The following is a 17,667-nucleotide window of genomic DNA, read 5'->3' on the forward strand; positions in this document are numbered from 1 at the left end:
ACCGCCGTCGACACGTCGCAGCTCGCGCCGATGTTGGTGAAGGCGCGTCGTCCCGACGACCTCATGGTCGCCGACATCTGGCTGCACAACCTGCGAGTTGTCACCGGCGCGAACCCCACGCTGGCCCGTCGTGATGCCTCGCGATCGGCGGTGATCGTGCTGCAGTTGCCGCCGCAGAGCTTTGGCGAGGAGGCGCTGCTCGACATTACCACGCCGGAGATCGACGCGAACGACGCGGAAGACTTTCCCGACCCTGACGGCAAACACTCCGCGCAAACCAGCAGCCAGCCCGCGCCGGCCGTGGGCGCCACGCGCATGCGCATCAGCGGGCCCAGCCGATTGGCGTTCACGATGCCGGCTGGTGTCTCGTTCATTCCGTTCACACTCGAAGCCATCCTCGATGCCTGTCGCACCTGGCCCGCGCGAAAGGCACTGACTGCGCAGCCGAGCAGTGATGGCGTCGTGGTGGGTACACCGGGCGCCGCGTCCGGCGTGGCCAATCGGAATGCCGATCTACAGTTCCTGACGGGGGTGGTGAAGACCGGCGAGTTCGTCGAGATGCGACGCACCCTGACCGCGGCACTCGACGACCTGCAGGTGCCTGCGGCGGCGCGGGCGATCGAATCGGCCGGCACAGCGCTCATGAAGGTCATCGTCAGTGCGATGGACCTCGCCGACGATGTCGCGGCGGAACGGTTGGTCGCACAGCGTATCGGCGCGTCGGTTGATGCCATCGTCCAGAGGTATCCGGCGCTGGGGCGCGACGCCGGCACACGGGCGCTGGTGGAAGCAGGCATTGGCTATCAGGCTGGTGTCGGTCTCGCTGAAGTCGCGGAGCAGCCAGAGTTCAAGCTGGACAAGCGCATTCCATTTGTCCCGACGTTGTTCGCACCGTTCCGGCCGGGGAACAATGTCACGGCCATCGAGATGCCGTATCGCCTCGTGATTTCACCCGTTGGTGACACGGCGTGGCGACATCGGACCACGGCCGTGGCACGCGAGGGGCGACACGAGCTGTGGCACACCCGTCTCGATGATGCCCGCACGCTGGGGAACACCGAGGGCGCGAGTGACGTGCGTGCCATCTGGTCTGAGGACTACGGTCGTCCCGATCTCGCTGAGCTGGTCAACACGCTCAACCCCTACCGCATGTCGCTCGACCCTCTCGATCGCGACCTGCTGGTGCGGCTCACGGCCGGCTTCACCGAGCGGCGTGACGGCGATCTGCCCTACACGCCGAAGCCGGTGATTTCGCGGCAGTTGATTCTGTCTTCGCTCGGCGGACTGCTGGATGCATCCGGCAACTGGGCGCTGCGGCCGGCCGATATCGACCTCGAGCAGTGGCGCCATCGTATGTCGCTCGGTCGCGATCACTATGTGCGCGTGGTGTACGCCGGCTACCTCATGCCGTTTGGTCACGCGGCATCACTCATCAAGGTCACCGAGCGCAAGTTCGAACCGGCGAACGCAGGCACGCCACTGCAGCAGCGTGTGGCCCGCCTTCGTCAGCGCTTTTTCATTGTGGTGCGAGAGCCCGTGCGCAGCTTCAATGGCTCGCGGCACATCCACGACGGTCATGCCTTCCCTTTCACGTCGGTGGAAGTGCTCACCAAGGTCACGCCCACGCTGCTGGCCCCCGATGATCCGTCGTGCCGCGTGAATGAGACGAACAGCTTTCTGTACCAGGGTGGTGCGGTCACGGAGGGATTGGCCTACCGCGAGGCCTTCTGGCCCATGGTTGGCCAGGGCGGGCAGAACTTCCGGTTCAATATCGCCGCCACCGATCGCGATGGGCGCCGTACCACATTTGCGCTGCCCCTGATGTTCGTGGCGGGACGGGCGAATACCGGCACCGCGAAGAAAGTCACGCAGAGCATCGGCACGCAGACAGCGAAGTTCATCGACACCATTCGCGCGGGATACAACGCCGCGGACTTGGTGCGTCGCCAGACCGATATCGGCGGCGACAGCATCTGCTATGCACCGCCGGCGGAGAACAAGGTCGGCGACCCGCGGTTACCCACCGACACCCTGCGGTTCGTGGCGGGACAGGTGAAGTCGGCGTCCACATCGCAGCTCAATGCCTACCCCGAGGTGCAGGGTGCCTACGTGGCGCTGCGACCGGTGCAACGCATCCTGGGCCGGGATGATGCCAAGGTGCATGTGGCGTACGATGCGATCTATGCCACCGAGGGGTTCGGGCCCAACAACAAAGGTGAAGTATTCCTGGTGCTCACGAGCCAGAATCCCTCCTGGAATGTGAGCTTCGGTCCATCGTCATCGGCCTCACGCACCGATGCGGTGGGGGCGGTCGCGTCGCCGTCCATGAAGATCACGGGGCTGTCGCGTCACATCGGCCTCACCTCCGACCTCCAGTCGGTTCAGAACAATCGCTTCAATCCGGCGAGCTTCTTCAACGGGGCGCGCATCCTTGGCGGCATCAAGCTCGAAGACATCATCGCCGAGTTGCCGACAGGACTGTCGGGCAACAACACACCGCGGTTCACGGCGCAGGAATTGCCGGCGTCAGGCAGCACACCGGCCCGGACGGAAGCGCGCTACGACTGGCGCACCACCATGGGCAAGTCGGATGCGCTGGGCATTCTGATCCCGCAGGCCGATGGCTCGGTGTCGGACTTCATCATGAATGCCGTCACCACGGCGTTCGCTGGAGCGCCGGAGAAAGCATCGTCGGTGATCAATGCGACGATGACGAACTTCTCGGTGAACATGTTCGGCTTCGTCATCCTGCGGTTCAACAGCTTGCGCTTCTCCACCACGGATGGCCGCAAGCCCGAAGTCACGGTGGCGATGCACCCGAACCGCGCGGTGATGTTCGGTGGGCCGCTCAATTTCATCAACAAGCTCCGCGAATACATCCCCTCGGACGGGTTCTCCGATCCTTCGGGCATCACCGTCACGCCCAGTGGCATCGCGGCCGCGTATGCGCTGACTGTACCTCGTGTGCAGGTGGGCGCGTTCGCCCTGTCGGGGGTCAGCATTGGCGCCGGATTCCAGCTGCCCTTCGACACCGAGCCGATGACGGCGGCGTTCAGCTTTGGTCGCCGGGAAGATCCGTTCTCGCTCACGGTGTCGCTGCTTGGTGGCGGCGGCTTCCTGGTGATCGGCGTCGGCACCGATGGGGTGCGGGAGATCGAGGCGGCGCTCGAAGCGCAGGCCCGTCTCAGCATCGACCTCGGCGTCGCGTCGGGATCGGTGGAGATCAGCCTCGGCATCTACTTCCACTGGCTCACGGCGGCGAGTGGGGAAGGGGCGGTGGAGCTGTCGGGCTATGTGCGCCTGCACGGCGAGTTCAGCGTGATGGCCATCGTGTCCATGTCGATCACGTTCCACCTCCAACTCGGCATCATCAAGCGGGGCAATGATCTCGTCGTCTTCGGCGAAGCCTCGGTGACCGTGGAAGTGGAGGTCCTGGTATTCAGCGGCGAAGTGACGGTGCGGTGCCGCCGCGAGTTCACGAGTCCCGAAGCAGATCCCACCTTTGCGCAGCTCGTGACCGGGCTGCCGACGTGGGAATCGTACTGTCTGGCCTTTGCAGCGGAGTAAGGCGACGATGCCCAAGCAATCCCTCATCTGGACCGCGTTGCCGAATGGTGTCACCGCCGACGGCAGTGGTCTGCGCATTTCCGTGCTGGTCTCCCCGCGCCTGCAACCGGAATCTGCCGCGCCGGTGTTGTCATCGTTTGCGGACTTTGTGGACTGGCCCGATACACTGCGTCGTGCCAAGGTCTCACTGACCATCGGTGATACGGCTATTCCGATCACGGACAAACACGTGGACAGCGGCATCGGTGTGGCCGACAGCGCGGTGTGGCGCGCGCTCTTTCCCGCTGCCACGCATGTGAAGTCTCACACCTTCAACCACCACAAGAACACCCGGGTGTTGTCGTTCGATGCGGTGGCGCTGCACGACGTGATCCGCAAAGTCTACGGCTCGCTGACCGCGACAGCGGGGGAAGACCTGCCGTCCATCGGTGAATTGCGGGAGAGTAATACCCTCAAGCCGCTCATCGAGGGCGTGAAGGCGGTGGACGATCTCAGTCTCAACACCAAGGTGCCCACACGGGACATCGACGGTGAAGTGGACGAGTGGCAGCGTACCGGCTTCAAGGGACTGGCCGGTGCGGGCACCATGATGAGCACCTTCCAACTCTTTCACACGCCGCTGGCCAAGCAGCGCAGCGAGACCTACACGCCCGAAGATCCGCGCAACAAGGTGACCTGGCGAACACACGAGCGGGCCACGATTGATGCGGCCGACTTCGTGAAGTCGCTAGACTTCCATCGCATCGTGGCCGCGATGAATCAGTATCCACTGCTGCTGCGCCGGCTTGGGCTGGTGCAGGACTTCATCGTGCCAGTGGGTCGGTTGCGCCACAGCGACAACACACCCGTGTCTTGCACGGTCGACTTGCCACGGGCCGCTGCGGGCGCGCCGGCGGTGACGCGGCGCGACGCATCGCCGCGCACGCTGACGACATTCGGTCGCAGCACGTTTGCGCCCGCACCGCGTCCCCCCGCTGACACCAAAGACCTGCGGGTGCGCGACGGACTGCTGCGTATGTCACCCGACCGGGTGGCGCTGCTCCAGGCCGATGTGGATGGCGCCGGCATCAAGCTGATGAACTTCGCGCGATCACTGGCCGGGCATGAACGTTCTGCGCGTCAGGTGGATGCCGTGACCAAGCTGCCGCGGCGTGCCGGCGCTCCTGCCATTCGCAATGGCGGACTGATGCTGGTGCACCGCAATCGTGGCGACAGTCTCACGCAGGCCTTCTCGCGCAACGACAGCCTCAACTCCCGCATGGAGCAGCTGTTCACGGGGCGGCTGGGCGGCGAGGTGTCGTTGTATGCCGAAGATCTGCTGCGCGGGTGGCGTGTCGACGTGTGGGATCGCAGCACCCCCAAGTGGCGTTCACTGTGCGAGCGGCTCAGCAACTATGACTTGCCGGGTGGTGCCCTGTCGGTGAAGGGGCTGCGTGAAGAAGGCACCATTCGTCTCGCGGCCACCAGTGCGGCGGACGGCAGTCGCCCCGACCTGATGTCTTTGCACGAGGTCATGACGGTGTGGCGCGGATGGAGCCTCGTGGCTCCGTCGCCCGGGTTGTCGGTGGGCATCCACGACGAAGTGACCGACCCCTCGCCGGTGGTGCCGGATGGGGTGGCGTTGCGTACAGCCTTCGTCGCCGCACCCGGTACGTTGCCGCGCCTGCGCTATGGGCGCGTGTATGGCGTGCGAGCACGCATGGTGGATCTGGCCGGCAACTCGCTGCCCCCCACGACGGCCAACTACGCCGGTGATCAGGAGTCGCGCGATGCCGCCACGACGTATTGGCGCTACGAGCCGGTGTCGCCGCCGCTGTTTGCACTGGTGGGTGACAAGTACACGGTGGTACCGCCCGGCCCCGGCGAGTCGATGGGGCATGTCGCCATCCGCACCTTCAATGACAAGTTCGACGATCACACGCCGTCCACCCAGATCGCGCGCCGCTGGGCGATGACACCGCGCATGTCGCAGCGCGAGGCCGAACTGCATGGCGTGTGCGATGGGCCGGAATGGGGCAGTGCCGCTCAGTATGCGCTGCTGTCAGAACGCGACGAGGATGCGTCCACGGTGGACGTGCCCACGTTCGGCGGCGAGATGCTCACCTACACGGTCCTGCCGGATCAGGCGACCGGATTGCCATATCTGCCCGATCCGCTGGCCACGCATCTCACCGCGCGCCTCATCAACTATCCGTGGGAAGGTCCACCCGAAGTGATCGTCATCCCGCTGTATGCGGCGGGGGCGAGCTGGCCCGACATTTCTCCCATCATGGTGCGGGTGTACGAAGGCGAGCGTGAACGCCCGCGTTTCGATGAAGCCACGCGCACGCTGCTCATCCCCGCGCCCAAGGGCCTTCGGGCCACCCTGCGTCTGTCGGCGCGACTCACCGATGAGCAGCTCGCCCTGATGGGCGTGTGGCAATGGGTGCCAGAGGCCCTGCGCACGGCGGCCCTGACGCGCCGCGCCAAAGTGGGCGCGTTGTGGCCGCTCACGCCGTGGCGCGAGATGGAGATCGTGCATGCGGTGCAGCGCCCATTGCGAGTGCCCAAGATCGACGACTTTGCGATCGTGCGGCCGCGTGGCGCGACCTGGCTGCAGCCCAGCGTGAAGGCCCGGGTACATCGCATGACCACCGACAAGGTGGACCTCATGGCCACCTGGAACGAACCGGTGGAAGGCAGCCTGTTTGGAACGCCTTCCAACCGCAACAAGACGGATCTCGCGTTCTCCGTAAAGATCACCGACCCGCAGGGATACGAAGGCATCGTGCAGCATATCGTGCCGGACGCCGCGCAACCGGATCGCATCGAGTTTGGTCCGGCGAAGGCAGGCGTGGTCGAGATGGGGCGTGAGGCGCGTCCGCAGGTGCACGATTTCGGAGACACACGCTATCGTCGCGTGGAGTACCATCTGCTGGCCACCACGCGCTTTCGTGAATACGTGCCGGCCCCCGTCACCCCTGGTCGATTGCCGGAAGCACAGCCCGATGCGGAACGCCTGACGGTGGCCGGCAATGTGGAGCGGGTGTGGGCGCCCAATACCGCACCGCCACCGGCACCGGAGGTGCTGTATGTGATGCCCACCTTTGGTTGGTCGCGCAGCAAGCGCAATGATGGTGATCAGACAAGCTGGCGGCGTGGCAGTGGCTTGCGGGTGTGGCTGGATCGGCCCTGGAATGCGTCAGGCTATGGCGAGATGCTTGCTGTGGTGTTGCCGCCGGCGGGACAACCCATCGAACCCAACAGCGGCCCGTACAAGGACGTGGTCACGCAGTGGGGCAACGATCCTGTGTGGAAGTCGCCGTTTGTGGAGGGCGTGGCGCCCACACTCGCCCGCTTTCCGCGTGCACGCACAGGGCCCGATGCCAGTGGAGCGTGGTTACCGCCCGATGCGCCTGCATCGGAAGCGGACCAGCCGCCGCACCCCTTCCGCATCAACAGCATCGCGCATGCCGGACTGCCGGTGGGATGGGGTATCGATCTCGTCGACATCGCTCCGCACGACGTGATGTGGGACGTGGAACGCAAACTCTGGTACTGCGACATCGAGATCCGTCATGGTGAGGCATACTTCCCGTTTGTACGTCTGGCGCTGGCGCGTTATCAGCCCACGTCGGTGGATGGCGCGTGGCTGTCGACCGTGGTGCTGTGTGAATTCTCCGCGCTTGCACCTGATCGCTGGCTGTCGGTGAAGCGCACGTCGCCGACCCGTCGCGCAGTCACGGTGCACGGTCATCGTCCCGAGGAGTCGTCGGGGTTTGCCGAAGCGTGGCCGCGTCGCGTGGAGCAGCGACTGCCCAATGGAGAGATTCGCTACATCGTGCCCGGAGACATCAACAAGACCAATGTGGTGGACGTGTGGGTGGAGCAGCTCGATGCCGCGCGCGGGGAGGACTTTGGCTGGTCGCGTGTGGCAGACGGCGTGATCACGCCGCCCTCACGCTATCAGGCTGCTCCTGTGGCCACACCACGCGCCACTGCCGCAGGGGCAACCATTCCGCGCTCCACGTCGGCCAGCCCAACGGTGCAGCCACCCAACGTGTCGTCGCCGCTGCCGGTAGTGCGCAACGCAGCGGGCGAGGCACGTGCGCACGAGCTCATGGCGCGCCGTGAATACGAGGCAGTTGTGGCCGAAAATCTGGTGGATGCGACGATGGCGTGGCCAGTGATGTGGGATGGAACCGTCACGTTACCTGAGGCACCATCGGCATCGAAGCGCTTTCGATTGGTTGTGGCTGAGTTCGAAGAGTATCTGTCGGACGATGCTGAACCATACGACAGCAGGATTACCAGCAAGGGGCGCCGCATGGTGTATGTTGAGCACACCGAACTCACGTGAAGGCACGGTGCATGTCCGCCGCGCGCACCACGAGAATCACAGTCACTCCGACGTTGGAGTTGTCGATGTGTCGTTGCGGACATCACCCGAAGCGTGCGTCCACCATCCATCGCATCGGTGTGTTGCTGGGTACGGTAGGGCTCGTTGTGCTGTTGCCAACGTCCGGTTCGGCGCAGCCCCGGGCGTCGATCCAGAAGAACCGGTTGCCGGTGGCCGTGCAAAAGAAGCTGGAGCAGGGATTGGTGAAAGCCACGCTGCCATCGGGGGCGGTGCATGAGGTGAGCAGCCCCGTTGAGGCGGTGACCGTGCAGGTACCGGTGGGCGCGATCGTGGTGGCGCGTGGCGATTCGGTGGCGCGGCCGGCATCGTCGTCCATACAGAAGGCGGTGCTCGACCGCGCACGACTTGCGGGTATTCGCCTCGGGCCGACGGCAGGGGGCGGAGCAGGCGGGTCGGGTGGCGCTGGTGCCGCCGGTGTGGAGGCCGCACCCAGTGGCGGGCGCGTCGACGATGATGATGACGCCACCGTCGTCGATGTGCCCATCGATATCGTGGCCCCGCAGGGCACATCAGGCGCTGTGCGCGCGTGGCGCCCCTATGTCATCCATCCGTCGCGTCTGGGCTATGACAGTCAGCGTGATCAGTTCACCGGACAGGTGCTCATCGGCCTGCGTTCCCCCAACGGCGATGGTAGTGTGGTGCCGTTGTCGGCAGCCGTGGGAATCAGCCTCGTTACCGATGCCACGGTGAGTCCGGACCAACTGACGTTTGCCGCCGGCAGTGTGAATGCGGCGCGTGTGGCGGTGAGCACCGCAAATGCAGCCGATTCGGTGGCGTTGCACCTGCACGCCAACGGACTCGACGCCGGTGAACAGGTGCGCGTGAGTCTCGCCTTGCCCACCGTGTTGCGCTTCGAGAATCCGCCGCCGCGCCTGCAGGCGTTTGGATCGGAGCCGCGCTGGGTGACGATTGGTACGTATGGTGCCACCCTCACCCGTCCTGTGCGCGTGCGCATCAGCGGCGGCGCGGCGCGCGTGGAACCCGACACCGCCACCATCGAACCCGGTGGTTCCGTGCGCGTGAAGGTGATTGCGGAAGAGGTGGGCCCATTCAAGCTCAGCGCGACCGGTGCCGGCGTCATTGGCACGTCCGTGTCGCTCAATGCGGTGTGGCCCATTCGTTTTGCGCTCTCCATCGTGCTCGGCGGACTGGCCGGCGCGCTCTTCGCCGACATGCGTGGTGCCCGCCGACGCACGGGCAAGACGCGCAAGTACACCTATGCGGTACTCGGCGCCCTGCTGTCCGTGACGGCATGGGTGTCACTCGGCGTGAATCTCACGCAGGTGCCCATCGGCAATGCGCTGCTGTCCACGTTGGGTGTGTTTGCATTTGCCTTCATCGGCGCCGCGTTCGGCGTGTGGGTGGATGGCAAGCAGGGTGGCGTCGGCACCAAGGCACCAACCACCACCCCGGACGCGGTGGGCTGAACTGCCATCACCTCTCGCTCATGCCGTGAGCGAGAACGCCTCACGCACATCGTGCAGTACATCCTCCGTGCGAAGGCGGGCCACACGCGTGCCTTCCACGATGGTCTCCTCGATCAGCCCAGGCTGCGCCGCCAGCGCGAGCCGTCGTTCGCGAATCGGTTCCAGCATGTTGTGCAACACCTCGATGAGGCGCCGCTTGAGTACCACGTCGCCCAGGCCGCCGCGCGCATAGTGCTGCTTGAGATCGGCCACTTCGTCGGTGGCCGGATCAAACGCGTCGAGATACGCGAACACCACGTTGCCGTCCACCTGACCAGGGTCGGATACGCGCGCATGTGACGGGTCGGTGTACATCGCCATCACCAGCTCGCGCACTTCCGCCGTGGTGGCGCTCAATGAGATCGCATTGCCCAGCGACTTGCTGGCCTTGCGTCCATCGATGCCGGGCAGCCGCGGTGTGTCGGACAACATGGCACGGCACTCGGGCAGCACGTCGGTGCCGGTGGTACGATTCACACGGCGCACGATCTCATTCGACAATTCGATCATCGGCAATTGATCTTCGCCCACCGGTACGACCGTTGCGCGAAACGCCGTGATGTCGGCCGCCTGCGAGACGGGATAACACAGAAAGCCCGCCGGAATGTCGCGCGCAAACCCACGCATCTCGATCTCGGCGCGCACCGTTGGATTGCGCTCGAGTCGCGCCACGGTGACGAGGTTGAGGTACAGCATCGTCAACTCAGCCAGCGCCGGTAGCCTCGACTGCAGGGCAATGATGGTCTGCGCCGGATCGATACCCACGGCGAGATAGTCGCTCACCACCTCACGCACATGGGCCGCCACATGCGCCGGACGCCCGGAGTTGTCGGTGAGTGCCTGCAGGTCGGCCACCACGATGGTCTGCGCGCACAGCCCCTGCAGGGATAGTCGGGATTGCAGCGAGCCCGCGTAGTGACCCAGGTGCAGACGACCGGTGGGGCGATCGCCAGTGAGTACGATATCGCTGGCTGTTGGCGAGAGCGTGCTCGGCGTCGACGTGTTTGGAACCAACATGCTTGGAGCGGACATACGAGAAACTCCGTGAAACGGATCGCTCGATGTCGGCCCTCGTGGCCGGGCCCCGCCTGCAAACGCAACGGGCCGCTCACATCGAGCGGCCCGGGGATTGGTGTGTCGGCCTATCTGGCACGCACGCACAACGGGACCGCTTGGGAAAGCGGCCACCACCATGCGCGCGACGTGAGACGGGCGAGAGACATATCTGAACGTTAGTGCAGCCGGTCTACTTTCGCGACTCCACCTCGCGCAGGAAGGCGCGCAGGGCGTCGAGATACTCGGCGGGCTTCTCGCGCATCGCCGCATGAGCCGCACCAGGAATCGTCACGAGACGTGCGTTGGGCATGGTGGCCCGGAATTCTTCGAGCGTGGCCGGACGCGCTTCGTCGAATTCCCCCGCGATGAACAGCGTGGGCGCGGAAACGGCTGGCAGGTCGGCCGCACGCGTCCACGTGCGCAGCGAGCCATTGCTCAGGAACTCGGTCGGGCCCCACATCTGACGGTAGATCGTGTCGTTGCCGGCCACACCTTCGCAGCGCGGTTCCAAACCCACGGGCAGGCGCCGCACATGACGGCCGTAGAAGGTGTCCGTGGCGACCTTGTACGCTGGTGAATCGAGCGTGCCCTTGGCTTCGTTTTCATCCAGCACCCGACGAATGGAGTCGGGGAGCTGCGTGCGCAGCAGATTCGCGTCGGCGATCCAGCGCGGCGTGTCGATGAGTGGGCTGCTGAACACCACCGAGACCACACCGGTGGGCTTGGCCGCCGCGAGATACTCCGCCGCGAGTGCACCGCCCCAGGAGTGGCCGAGCAGGTGGAGGGAGTCGAGGGCGAGCGCCTGACGCACGGCCGTGACTTCGTCCACGAACCGCGGCACCTGCCACAGTGTGGTGTCGGCCGGGCGATCGGAGCGCCCGGAACCGAGCTGGTCGTAGAAGATGATGGGCCGTTCGGCGGCGAGCGGCGCCAGTACCTCGAATCGGCACGAGGTGCCACCAGGGCCTCCGTGCAAGGCGAGCAGTGGCGTTCCTGAGCCGTTGCCGATCTGTCGCACGAAGACGCGTCCACCGGGCACCTTCACCAGTCCCTCGCGCGTGGGCACCATCGCCTCCCCCACCCGCACACTGTCGAGGTGCAGGTTCTCGATGGGGGCATCGGCGAAAGCGGGTTGGTTGGCCGGCTTGTCTCCGGTGGAGCACGCGGCCAGCAGCGCGATCATCGCGGCGCCGAGGGCTGGGGCGCGCAAAGCGTTCGAATCGGACCGAAGAGTGGCGGATCGCATACTGGAGGGGCGTGAGGGAAGCGGCCGTGGTGTGAGGCGTCGTCTGCAATGCTACCGGTTCAGCGGCGCTTCGTTAAGCCCGCTTCGATGAGCCAGAAGGGACGGCTGTCCCGGCTGAAGGTGTGCCGGGTCGCGCCCAGGCGCAGCCCAAAGTTCGCCCGGTCAAACCACATGACGGCCATTCCAGTGTGGTAGCCCACGGCACTCCCGCTGCCCCAGCGAGTCGCCGCGCCGCTCACCGACACTCCGGCAAGGGGCAAAACCAGAACATCGCGGGTGACGGTGATCGGGACCGTCAAGGCTGGTCGGGCCATCACCCCGAGCGCACCGTCGAGGAGGGCGCGTGGCATGATGCCCAGCGTGGCATCGAGCGTGAGCCGATTGGGGCGGTAGTGAGTCCAGTGTACACTCACCAGAGCTGTTTGCGACGCGCGATGGCCGGGCCCAGCGGTCAAACCCACCGACGCGCCTGCAAGCCAAGGCGGCGACGCGGGCTCCTGTGCCTGTGCGTCGTTCCAGGTAACGAAGCACGCCACAACCAGCAGCAGTGCTTTGACAGGATTCTGTTGCATAGATGTTGCCATAGTCATTCCTCGAGAGCTGTCCGGAGCATATCCCTTCGTCCCGTGTAATATGTCGGCTGACCAAGCGCAGTTCCGTGAGACCGTTCGATGAGAGGGTGGTTGCCTGTGGCAGTACAGAGTTGGGTGGCAGAGATGATGGTCATTGGCCAGGTCTTGCTGATCATCTTCGTCGCATGGTTGTTGCGACGGGCGGTGCAGCGCCTGATTCGCCGCGTGATCGAGACCTACAATCTCCCACCACACTCCCTGCCTGGCGCGCGGCGTGTGTCGGGCATTCTCATCAATGCTGCCGCGCTGCTGCTCATCCTCGAGCGTCTGGGTGTGTCGGGCACGGTGCTGTGGACGGCGTTCAGTGGGTTTGCCGCGGTGGGTGCGGTGGCGTTCTTCGCCGCATGGAGCGTGCTGTCCAACATCTTCTGTACGATGTTGATCTTCTCCACCAATCAGTTCCGCATCAACGATCACATCGAAGTGCTGGAGAATGGGGAGAAGCCCGGCTTCAAGGGTCGCGTGATCGACATCAATCTCATTTACACCACGCTCGAGGAAGCCACCGCCGATGCTTCGGTGGCGGCCACGGTGCTGCAGGTGCCCAACAACATGTTCTTCCAGCGCGCGGTGCGTCGCTGGCGCGGTACGGAGCCACCGCCGTTGTGGCGGATGGTCACGCCGCGATAGGGGCGTCAGAGACCCGCAACGGTGCACATCGTTTCACACGAGGCGACAGATGGACCCGAATTCCAGTGATGCGGCGGCATTTCCCTCGGCGTCCTCATATGCCAGTGAACCCGTGCGCTTTCCGCCGCTGCATATGGTCGATCTGCGCGCTGAAGCCGCTGCGGTCACCGAGCGCTATCGCAATCAGGTGATCAGTCAGGTGAACACCAGCTGCCTGCGCCTCGCCGTGTTCGAGGAGACGTACGCCTGGCATCACCATCCGATGGCCGACGAACTCTTTCTCGTGGTGGAAGGCTTGCTGGCGATCGATCTGGCCGACGGCACGACATTCGAGCTCGGGCCGTGGCAGTCGGTGACCATCCCCGCCGGCACCGTGCATCGCACGCGAGCCATCGGGCGCACCGTCAATCTCTGCTTCGAGACGTTGGGCGCGGAGACCATCGTCGTGTCCGCCCCGGCCTGACGCCGAATACCGCAAGCTGCCTCTGAGCCCGGGACCGGCAATCCCGGCAGACGGCGCGTTCGTCCCTGCTCAGTTGGCAGCCGGCCTCGGGCATGACGACATTCCGTCATGCGCACCAACACCTGGACACCCCGCACCTGGTGGACAGTCTTTCTCATCGCCTGGCTGCTGCTGCTGGTGGTGCACGGACTGCAGGTGGTGCTCTCGATGATCGGGCTTGGCGCGACAGTGAGCGCCGGTCCCATCGTCGTGGGTGGCATTCTCGATATGGTGGCCTTCGCGCCGGCGCTGCCATTCCTGCGATGGATTGCCCTGCGTGCGCCACTCGAGCGGGTGGGGGCGTGGCGCTTTTCAGCCCGCGCCGCGGGTGTGATTGTGCTGGCGATCTGGTTCAGCACCTGGCTGATGCCCGCGCTCCTCACGTTGCCCCATATGCCGCAACTCGTCGTGCGTGGCAGCTGGCTCGGCAAACAGATCGCAGCGGGCCTCGCACTCACGCTGGCGTTCACCGTGACCACTCTCGGTGAGTTGCTCGCCAGTCTGCGGGCGCGTGAGCGACAGGCCCTGCAACTGGAATCCAGTCTCACCAGTGCGCGGTTGCAAGCCTTGCAAGCGCAGTTGCAGCCACACTTTCTCTTCAATACGCTGGCCGCCATCGCGGAATTGGTGCATGGAGACAGTGAGGCCGCCGGTACGATGCTCACGCGTCTGTCCTCGCTGTTGCGCGCTTCACTGCGCGCCGACGCGACCAGTCAGATCCCGTTGCGTGAAGAGGTCGCGCTGCTGGAGGAATACCTGGGCATCATGCGTGTGCGTCATGGACCGCGGCTAGAGGTGACGGTGGACGTGCCTGAGAGCCTTGGCGATATCATGGTGCCAGCCATGTTGCTGCAGCCGCTGGTGGAAAATGCATTGGAGCATGGGATCTCCCGCCGTGCCGGCCGCGGCGCGGTGACGGTGTCTGTCCAGCCAGTGCAGGAAGGCATTGCACTGATGGTCCATGACGACGGCCCGGGAGACGCGGTGGAAGGCGATGGTGTGGGGCTCAGCAACACACGCCGGCGTCTCGAAGCACTCTATGGCACTGCGCACGATCTGCAGTTCGTATCGGTGCCCGGCGTCGGTACCACCGTACGCATCCTGATTCCCCGCACAACGCGGGAGCGTGGCGTATGATGCCGTTGCGGGTGGTGGTGGCTGAGGACGAACCGCTCCCCCGGGCCTCGCTGCGGCGTCTGCTGGCCGCACATCCCAACGTGGAGATCGTGGGTGAAGCGGAGCAGGGCATCGAAGCGCAGGCGCTCATCGAATCGGTGCGGCCGGATGTCGCGATTCTCGACATCCGGATGCCTGAGCGCGATGGCATCGATGTCGCGGCCTCGGTACTCACTACACTCGAGGAGCCGCCGGCCATCGTGTTCGTGACCGCGTTCGACGAGTACGCCGTACGCGCGTTCGACCTGCACGCGGTGGACTATCTGCTCAAGCCGATCGACGCCGAACATCTTGGGCGGGCCTTGTCGCGCGTGATGGCACGCATTGCCGCGCGGCGTTCGGCACTGACCCCGGCTCTCGGCGGACTCGATCCGGCGCTGCTCGCGGTGCTCGAGCAGTTACGCGTCGAACGCGCGCTGCCGGGGCGCTTCGCGGTGCGTGACGCCAAAGGTGGCACGTACTGGGTGAAAGCGGCCGATATCGATTGGGTGGATGCCCAGAGCAATTACGTGCGCCTGCATGCCAAGGGGCAGCAGCATCTCGTGCGCGACACGATGAAAGCATTCATCCAGAAGCTCTCGCCCACGCGTTTCGTGCGCATCCATCGCTCGGCGATTGTGAATGTGGATTTCATTCAGCGCGTGGAACCCTACGTGCACGGTGAGCAGGTGGTGACGCTCCGCGACGGAACGCGGCTGCGCACCAGCCGGTTGCATGGCGCCGGGCTCGATCGCTTGTTGCGTTGAACGGCAGGCCCATCCCCCGGGGCGGCATGTTGGCCCCTTGAGGGCATCCCCGGCCAACGCGGCCGTGTCTTCTCTGGCGATGGCGCGCATCTCGCGCGTCGGTACTCCCATGGAGACATCCCGATGGACCTTTCGATCTCTTGCATGCGCAGCGTGGCCCGGCGTGTGCTGCTCGTCTGCGCGGTCTGCACGTTCACACCCATTGGTATGGAGGCGCAGGATGGTGCGCGTCGCCTCGATGCCAGCATCGATTCGCTGGCGTCGGCCGGATGGTTCAGTGGTCAGGTGCTCATCGTGCAGAACGGTGTCACGCTGTACAGCCGGAACGAAGGGCGAGCGGACCGCGCCGCGAACAAACTGGTGGACGACGACACCCGCTTCAATCTCGCATCACTGAACAAGACGTTCACGGCGGTAGCCATTGCGCAACTCGCCGAGCAAGGGCGCCTGACGCTGGACGATCGGGTGGGGAAGTATCTGCACACGTGGCCCAATCTCGCGGTGCGGGACAGTGTGACCATTCGCCAGCTCCTCACCCACACGTCGGGTATGGGACTGTACTGGTCGTCACCTGGATGGGCGGCGGCGCGCGAACGCATTCGTACCGTGAAGGACTATGCGGTCGTGTTCATGCGTGAACCACTGCTGTCGTCACCGGGCACACGTTTCGAGTACAGCAACAACGGGTTCATCATGCTCGGCGCGATCATCGAGGCGGTATCGGGACAGTCGTACTACGACTACGTGCAGCGCCACATCCTCGACAAAGCGGGCATGACCCATACGTCCTTCCCTGCCATCACCGACGTGGGTGGCGTGGTGGCCGTGGGGTACACCTCGGGCGCTGCGGGGCCGCCACGGGCGCCCGATTTCACGCAGCCCGCGCCTTCGCTCATGCCCAACACCAGCACGCTGCCTGGACGTGGTGGTCCGGCGGGTGGTGGCTACTCCACCGCGCGTGACCTGGTGAAGTTCGGCGATGCCTTGCTCAAGGACCGGCTGGTGAGCCGCGCGTGGCGGGATTCGTTGTGGACGCCGCGATCACAGGACCCCCGCGCGCCCAAGTCTGTTCGGTATGGGTTGGGCTTCAGCATGACCGTGGACTCGGCCGGTCGCGTGATCGACGTGGGGCACAATGGCGGGACACCAGGCGGTGGATCAGAGCTTGTGATCGACCCCCGCAGTGGCACCATCATCGCGGCGCTCACCAATCAGGATGTTCCCGGGCTCTTTCGCGTGATGGCGCGTGCGCGTGCGTTTGCCCGTCCGGCACCGGTGGTGTCGACCGAGGCGCCGGTGCCGCCAGCCACTCTCTCCGACGAGTTTGCGGACGCGGCGACACTGGCCAACTGGCAGCGCTTCGATGTGGTGGAAGGCTGGCCGTCCAAGACCAAGCGCGCGGAGATCCGTGATGGCATGCTGTGGCTCGAACCGGCCACCAGCGGATGGTATGCCGACTTTCAGGCGCCGTTTCTCTTCAAGAACGTCACCGGTGATTTCACCGCCCACACGCGCGTGCGTGTGACTGGTATCGGGCATGACATTCCGCAGGCGCTCTGGTCGCTGGCCGGTCTGATGGTGCGTGCACCGCGTGCCGGCGGCATGAAAGCGTGGACGCCCAACACGGAGAACTGGCTCTTCATCACCACCGGCATCGCGGCACGTGCCGGTCAGCCGGTGATCGAGACCAAGACCACCGTGAACAGCCAGTCCACCCTGCGTTTGCACGACATCGCGCCGGGGCCGGTGGAACTGCTGCTCACGCGGCGTGGAGCGAAGTTCGAGCTGGCTTACAGTCAGGGTGGTGAGTTCCGCACGCTCGCCACGTTCGACAGGCCCGACCTGCCGGCCACGATCCAGCTCGGCGTGAATGCCTACACCGACTGGGAAAGTACGGGCAGTCTGCAGAACGATCCCAAGCGATTCAACACCACCGCACTTACCGGCGCGCCGGACGTACTGGCCGCTTTCGAGTACCTGCACATTCAGCAGCCGTAGACTCGCGGTCCCGGTCTACAGGAAGCCGATGCGCAGGCGGCGGTTGTGGCGGCCCTTGTTGTCGATCTTCTGAATACGAATGGGCGGCACGAGCCCGGTCGATGATACATGCGTTCCACCACAGGCCTGACGGTCGAGCCCTTCGATGACGACCACACGAAGGGTGCCGTCGGGTTGTGGTGGTGGAGCCACGGAGCGGCTGCGCAGTAGCCCCGGCTCGCGGAGCGCTTCGTCCTGTGCGACATACAC

General features: G+C 65.1%; 11 protein-coding genes and 1 pseudogene. 8 read left to right on the plus strand and 4 right to left on the minus strand.

The features are described 5' to 3' along the window. The 3 genes from VGE27_RS01180 to VGE27_RS01190 all read left to right on the plus strand — a co-directional run. Positions 1–3,567, plus strand: a 3,567-nt coding sequence (locus VGE27_RS01180; protein WP_331047796.1) for a hypothetical protein, incomplete at its 5' end; no start/stop codon positions are given. A 7-nt stretch (positions 3,568–3,574) separates the two neighbouring features. Beyond that, positions 3,575–7,906 carry a hypothetical protein gene (locus tag VGE27_RS01185; RefSeq protein WP_331047797.1) on the plus strand — a complete coding sequence of 1,444 codons (4,332 nt, stop codon included), beginning with the start codon at positions 3,575–3,577 and terminating at the stop codon, positions 7,904–7,906. Between the two features lie 65 nt (positions 7,907–7,971). Then, positions 7,972–9,393, plus strand: a complete 1,422-nt coding sequence (locus VGE27_RS01190) for a hypothetical protein (RefSeq protein WP_331047798.1) — start codon at positions 7,972–7,974, stop codon at positions 9,391–9,393. 18 nt (positions 9,394–9,411) lie between these two features. Here the strand turns inward: VGE27_RS01190 and trpS are convergent, their stop codons facing one another. The 3 genes from trpS to VGE27_RS01205 all read right to left on the minus strand — a co-directional run bounded on the left by trpS (position 9,412) and on the right by VGE27_RS01205 (position 12,306). Next, positions 9,412–10,449, minus strand: coding sequence for a tryptophan--tRNA ligase (trpS, locus tag VGE27_RS01195; protein WP_345787958.1), 1,038 nt, complete (start codon positions 10,447–10,449; stop codon positions 9,412–9,414). Positions 10,450–10,678: 229 nt separating this feature from the next. Then, the gene (locus VGE27_RS01200) at positions 10,679–11,734 is read right to left on the minus strand and encodes a proline iminopeptidase-family hydrolase (protein ID WP_331047800.1); all 1,056 of its coding nucleotides are present in this window, start codon (positions 11,732–11,734) and stop codon (positions 10,679–10,681) included. Positions 11,735–11,793: 59 nt separating this feature from the next. Then, positions 11,794–12,306 carry a hypothetical protein gene (locus tag VGE27_RS01205; protein WP_331047801.1) on the minus strand — a complete coding sequence of 171 codons (513 nt, stop codon included), beginning with the start codon at positions 12,304–12,306 and terminating at the stop codon, positions 11,794–11,796. A 99-nt stretch (positions 12,307–12,405) separates the two neighbouring features. Between VGE27_RS01205 and VGE27_RS01210 the strand changes: the two genes are divergently transcribed. The 5 genes from VGE27_RS01210 (at position 12,406) to VGE27_RS01230 (ending at position 17,418) form a co-directional block, all read left to right on the plus strand. Next, the gene (locus tag VGE27_RS01210) at positions 12,406–12,996 is read left to right on the plus strand and encodes a mechanosensitive ion channel family protein (protein WP_345787957.1); all 591 of its coding nucleotides are present in this window, start codon (positions 12,406–12,408) and stop codon (positions 12,994–12,996) included. A 127-nt stretch (positions 12,997–13,123) separates the two neighbouring features. Continuing rightward, positions 13,124–13,459 carry a cupin domain-containing protein gene (locus VGE27_RS01215; RefSeq protein ID WP_414653529.1) on the plus strand — a complete coding sequence of 112 codons (336 nt, stop codon included), beginning with the start codon at positions 13,124–13,126 and terminating at the stop codon, positions 13,457–13,459. Between the two features lie 108 nt (positions 13,460–13,567). Beyond that, positions 13,568–14,635, plus strand: coding sequence for a sensor histidine kinase (locus VGE27_RS01220; RefSeq protein WP_331047804.1), 1,068 nt, complete (start codon positions 13,568–13,570; stop codon positions 14,633–14,635). After that, entirely contained in the window at positions 14,632–15,420 is a 789-nt protein-coding gene (locus tag VGE27_RS01225; protein ID WP_331047805.1) for a LytTR family DNA-binding domain-containing protein, read from the plus strand. Before VGE27_RS01220 ends, VGE27_RS01225 begins: the two co-directional genes overlap by 4 nt. Before the next feature lie 144 nt (positions 15,421–15,564). After that, complete coding sequence (locus tag VGE27_RS01230; RefSeq protein WP_331047806.1) at positions 15,565–17,418, plus strand: serine hydrolase; 1,854 nt, start codon at positions 15,565–15,567, stop codon at positions 17,416–17,418. A gap of 15 nt (positions 17,419–17,433) precedes the next feature. On the opposite strand, the pseudogene VGE27_RS01235 reads toward VGE27_RS01230, so the two are convergent. Further along, positions 17,434–17,667: pseudogene (locus VGE27_RS01235) on the minus strand (alanyl-tRNA editing protein); the annotation flags it as partial.

Origin of the sequence: Gemmatimonas sp., from assembly GCF_036405635.1 — a bacterium.
In the GTDB taxonomy this organism is placed as follows: Bacteria; Gemmatimonadota; Gemmatimonadetes; order Gemmatimonadales; family Gemmatimonadaceae; genus Gemmatimonas.

What these genes read in the sequence shown, in the direction of transcription:
- VGE27_RS01230 (WP_331047806.1), top strand. Translation starts at nt 15,565, where the DNA reads ATGCGCAGCGTGGCCCGGCGTGTGCTGCTCGTCTGCGCGGTCTGCACG.
- VGE27_RS01185 (WP_331047797.1), top strand. Translation starts at nt 3,575, where the DNA reads ATGCCCAAGCAATCCCTCATCTGGACCGCGTTGCCGAATGGTGTCACC.
- VGE27_RS01210 (WP_345787957.1), top strand. Translation starts at nt 12,406, where the DNA reads ATGAGAGGGTGGTTGCCTGTGGCAGTACAGAGTTGGGTGGCAGAGATG.
- VGE27_RS01225 (WP_331047805.1), top strand. Translation starts at nt 14,632, where the DNA reads ATGATGCCGTTGCGGGTGGTGGTGGCTGAGGACGAACCGCTCCCCCGG.
- VGE27_RS01205 (WP_331047801.1), bottom strand. Translation starts at nt 12,306, where the DNA reads ATGCAACAGAATCCTGTCAAAGCACTGCTGCTGGTTGTGGCGTGCTTC.
- VGE27_RS01220 (WP_331047804.1), top strand. Translation starts at nt 13,568, where the DNA reads ATGCGCACCAACACCTGGACACCCCGCACCTGGTGGACAGTCTTTCTC.
- VGE27_RS01200 (WP_331047800.1), bottom strand. Translation starts at nt 11,734, where the DNA reads ATGCGATCCGCCACTCTTCGGTCCGATTCGAACGCTTTGCGCGCCCCA.
- trpS (WP_345787958.1), bottom strand. Translation starts at nt 10,449, where the DNA reads ATGTTGGTTCCAAACACGTCGACGCCGAGCACGCTCTCGCCAACAGCC.
- VGE27_RS01190 (WP_331047798.1), top strand. Translation starts at nt 7,972, where the DNA reads ATGTGTCGTTGCGGACATCACCCGAAGCGTGCGTCCACCATCCATCGC.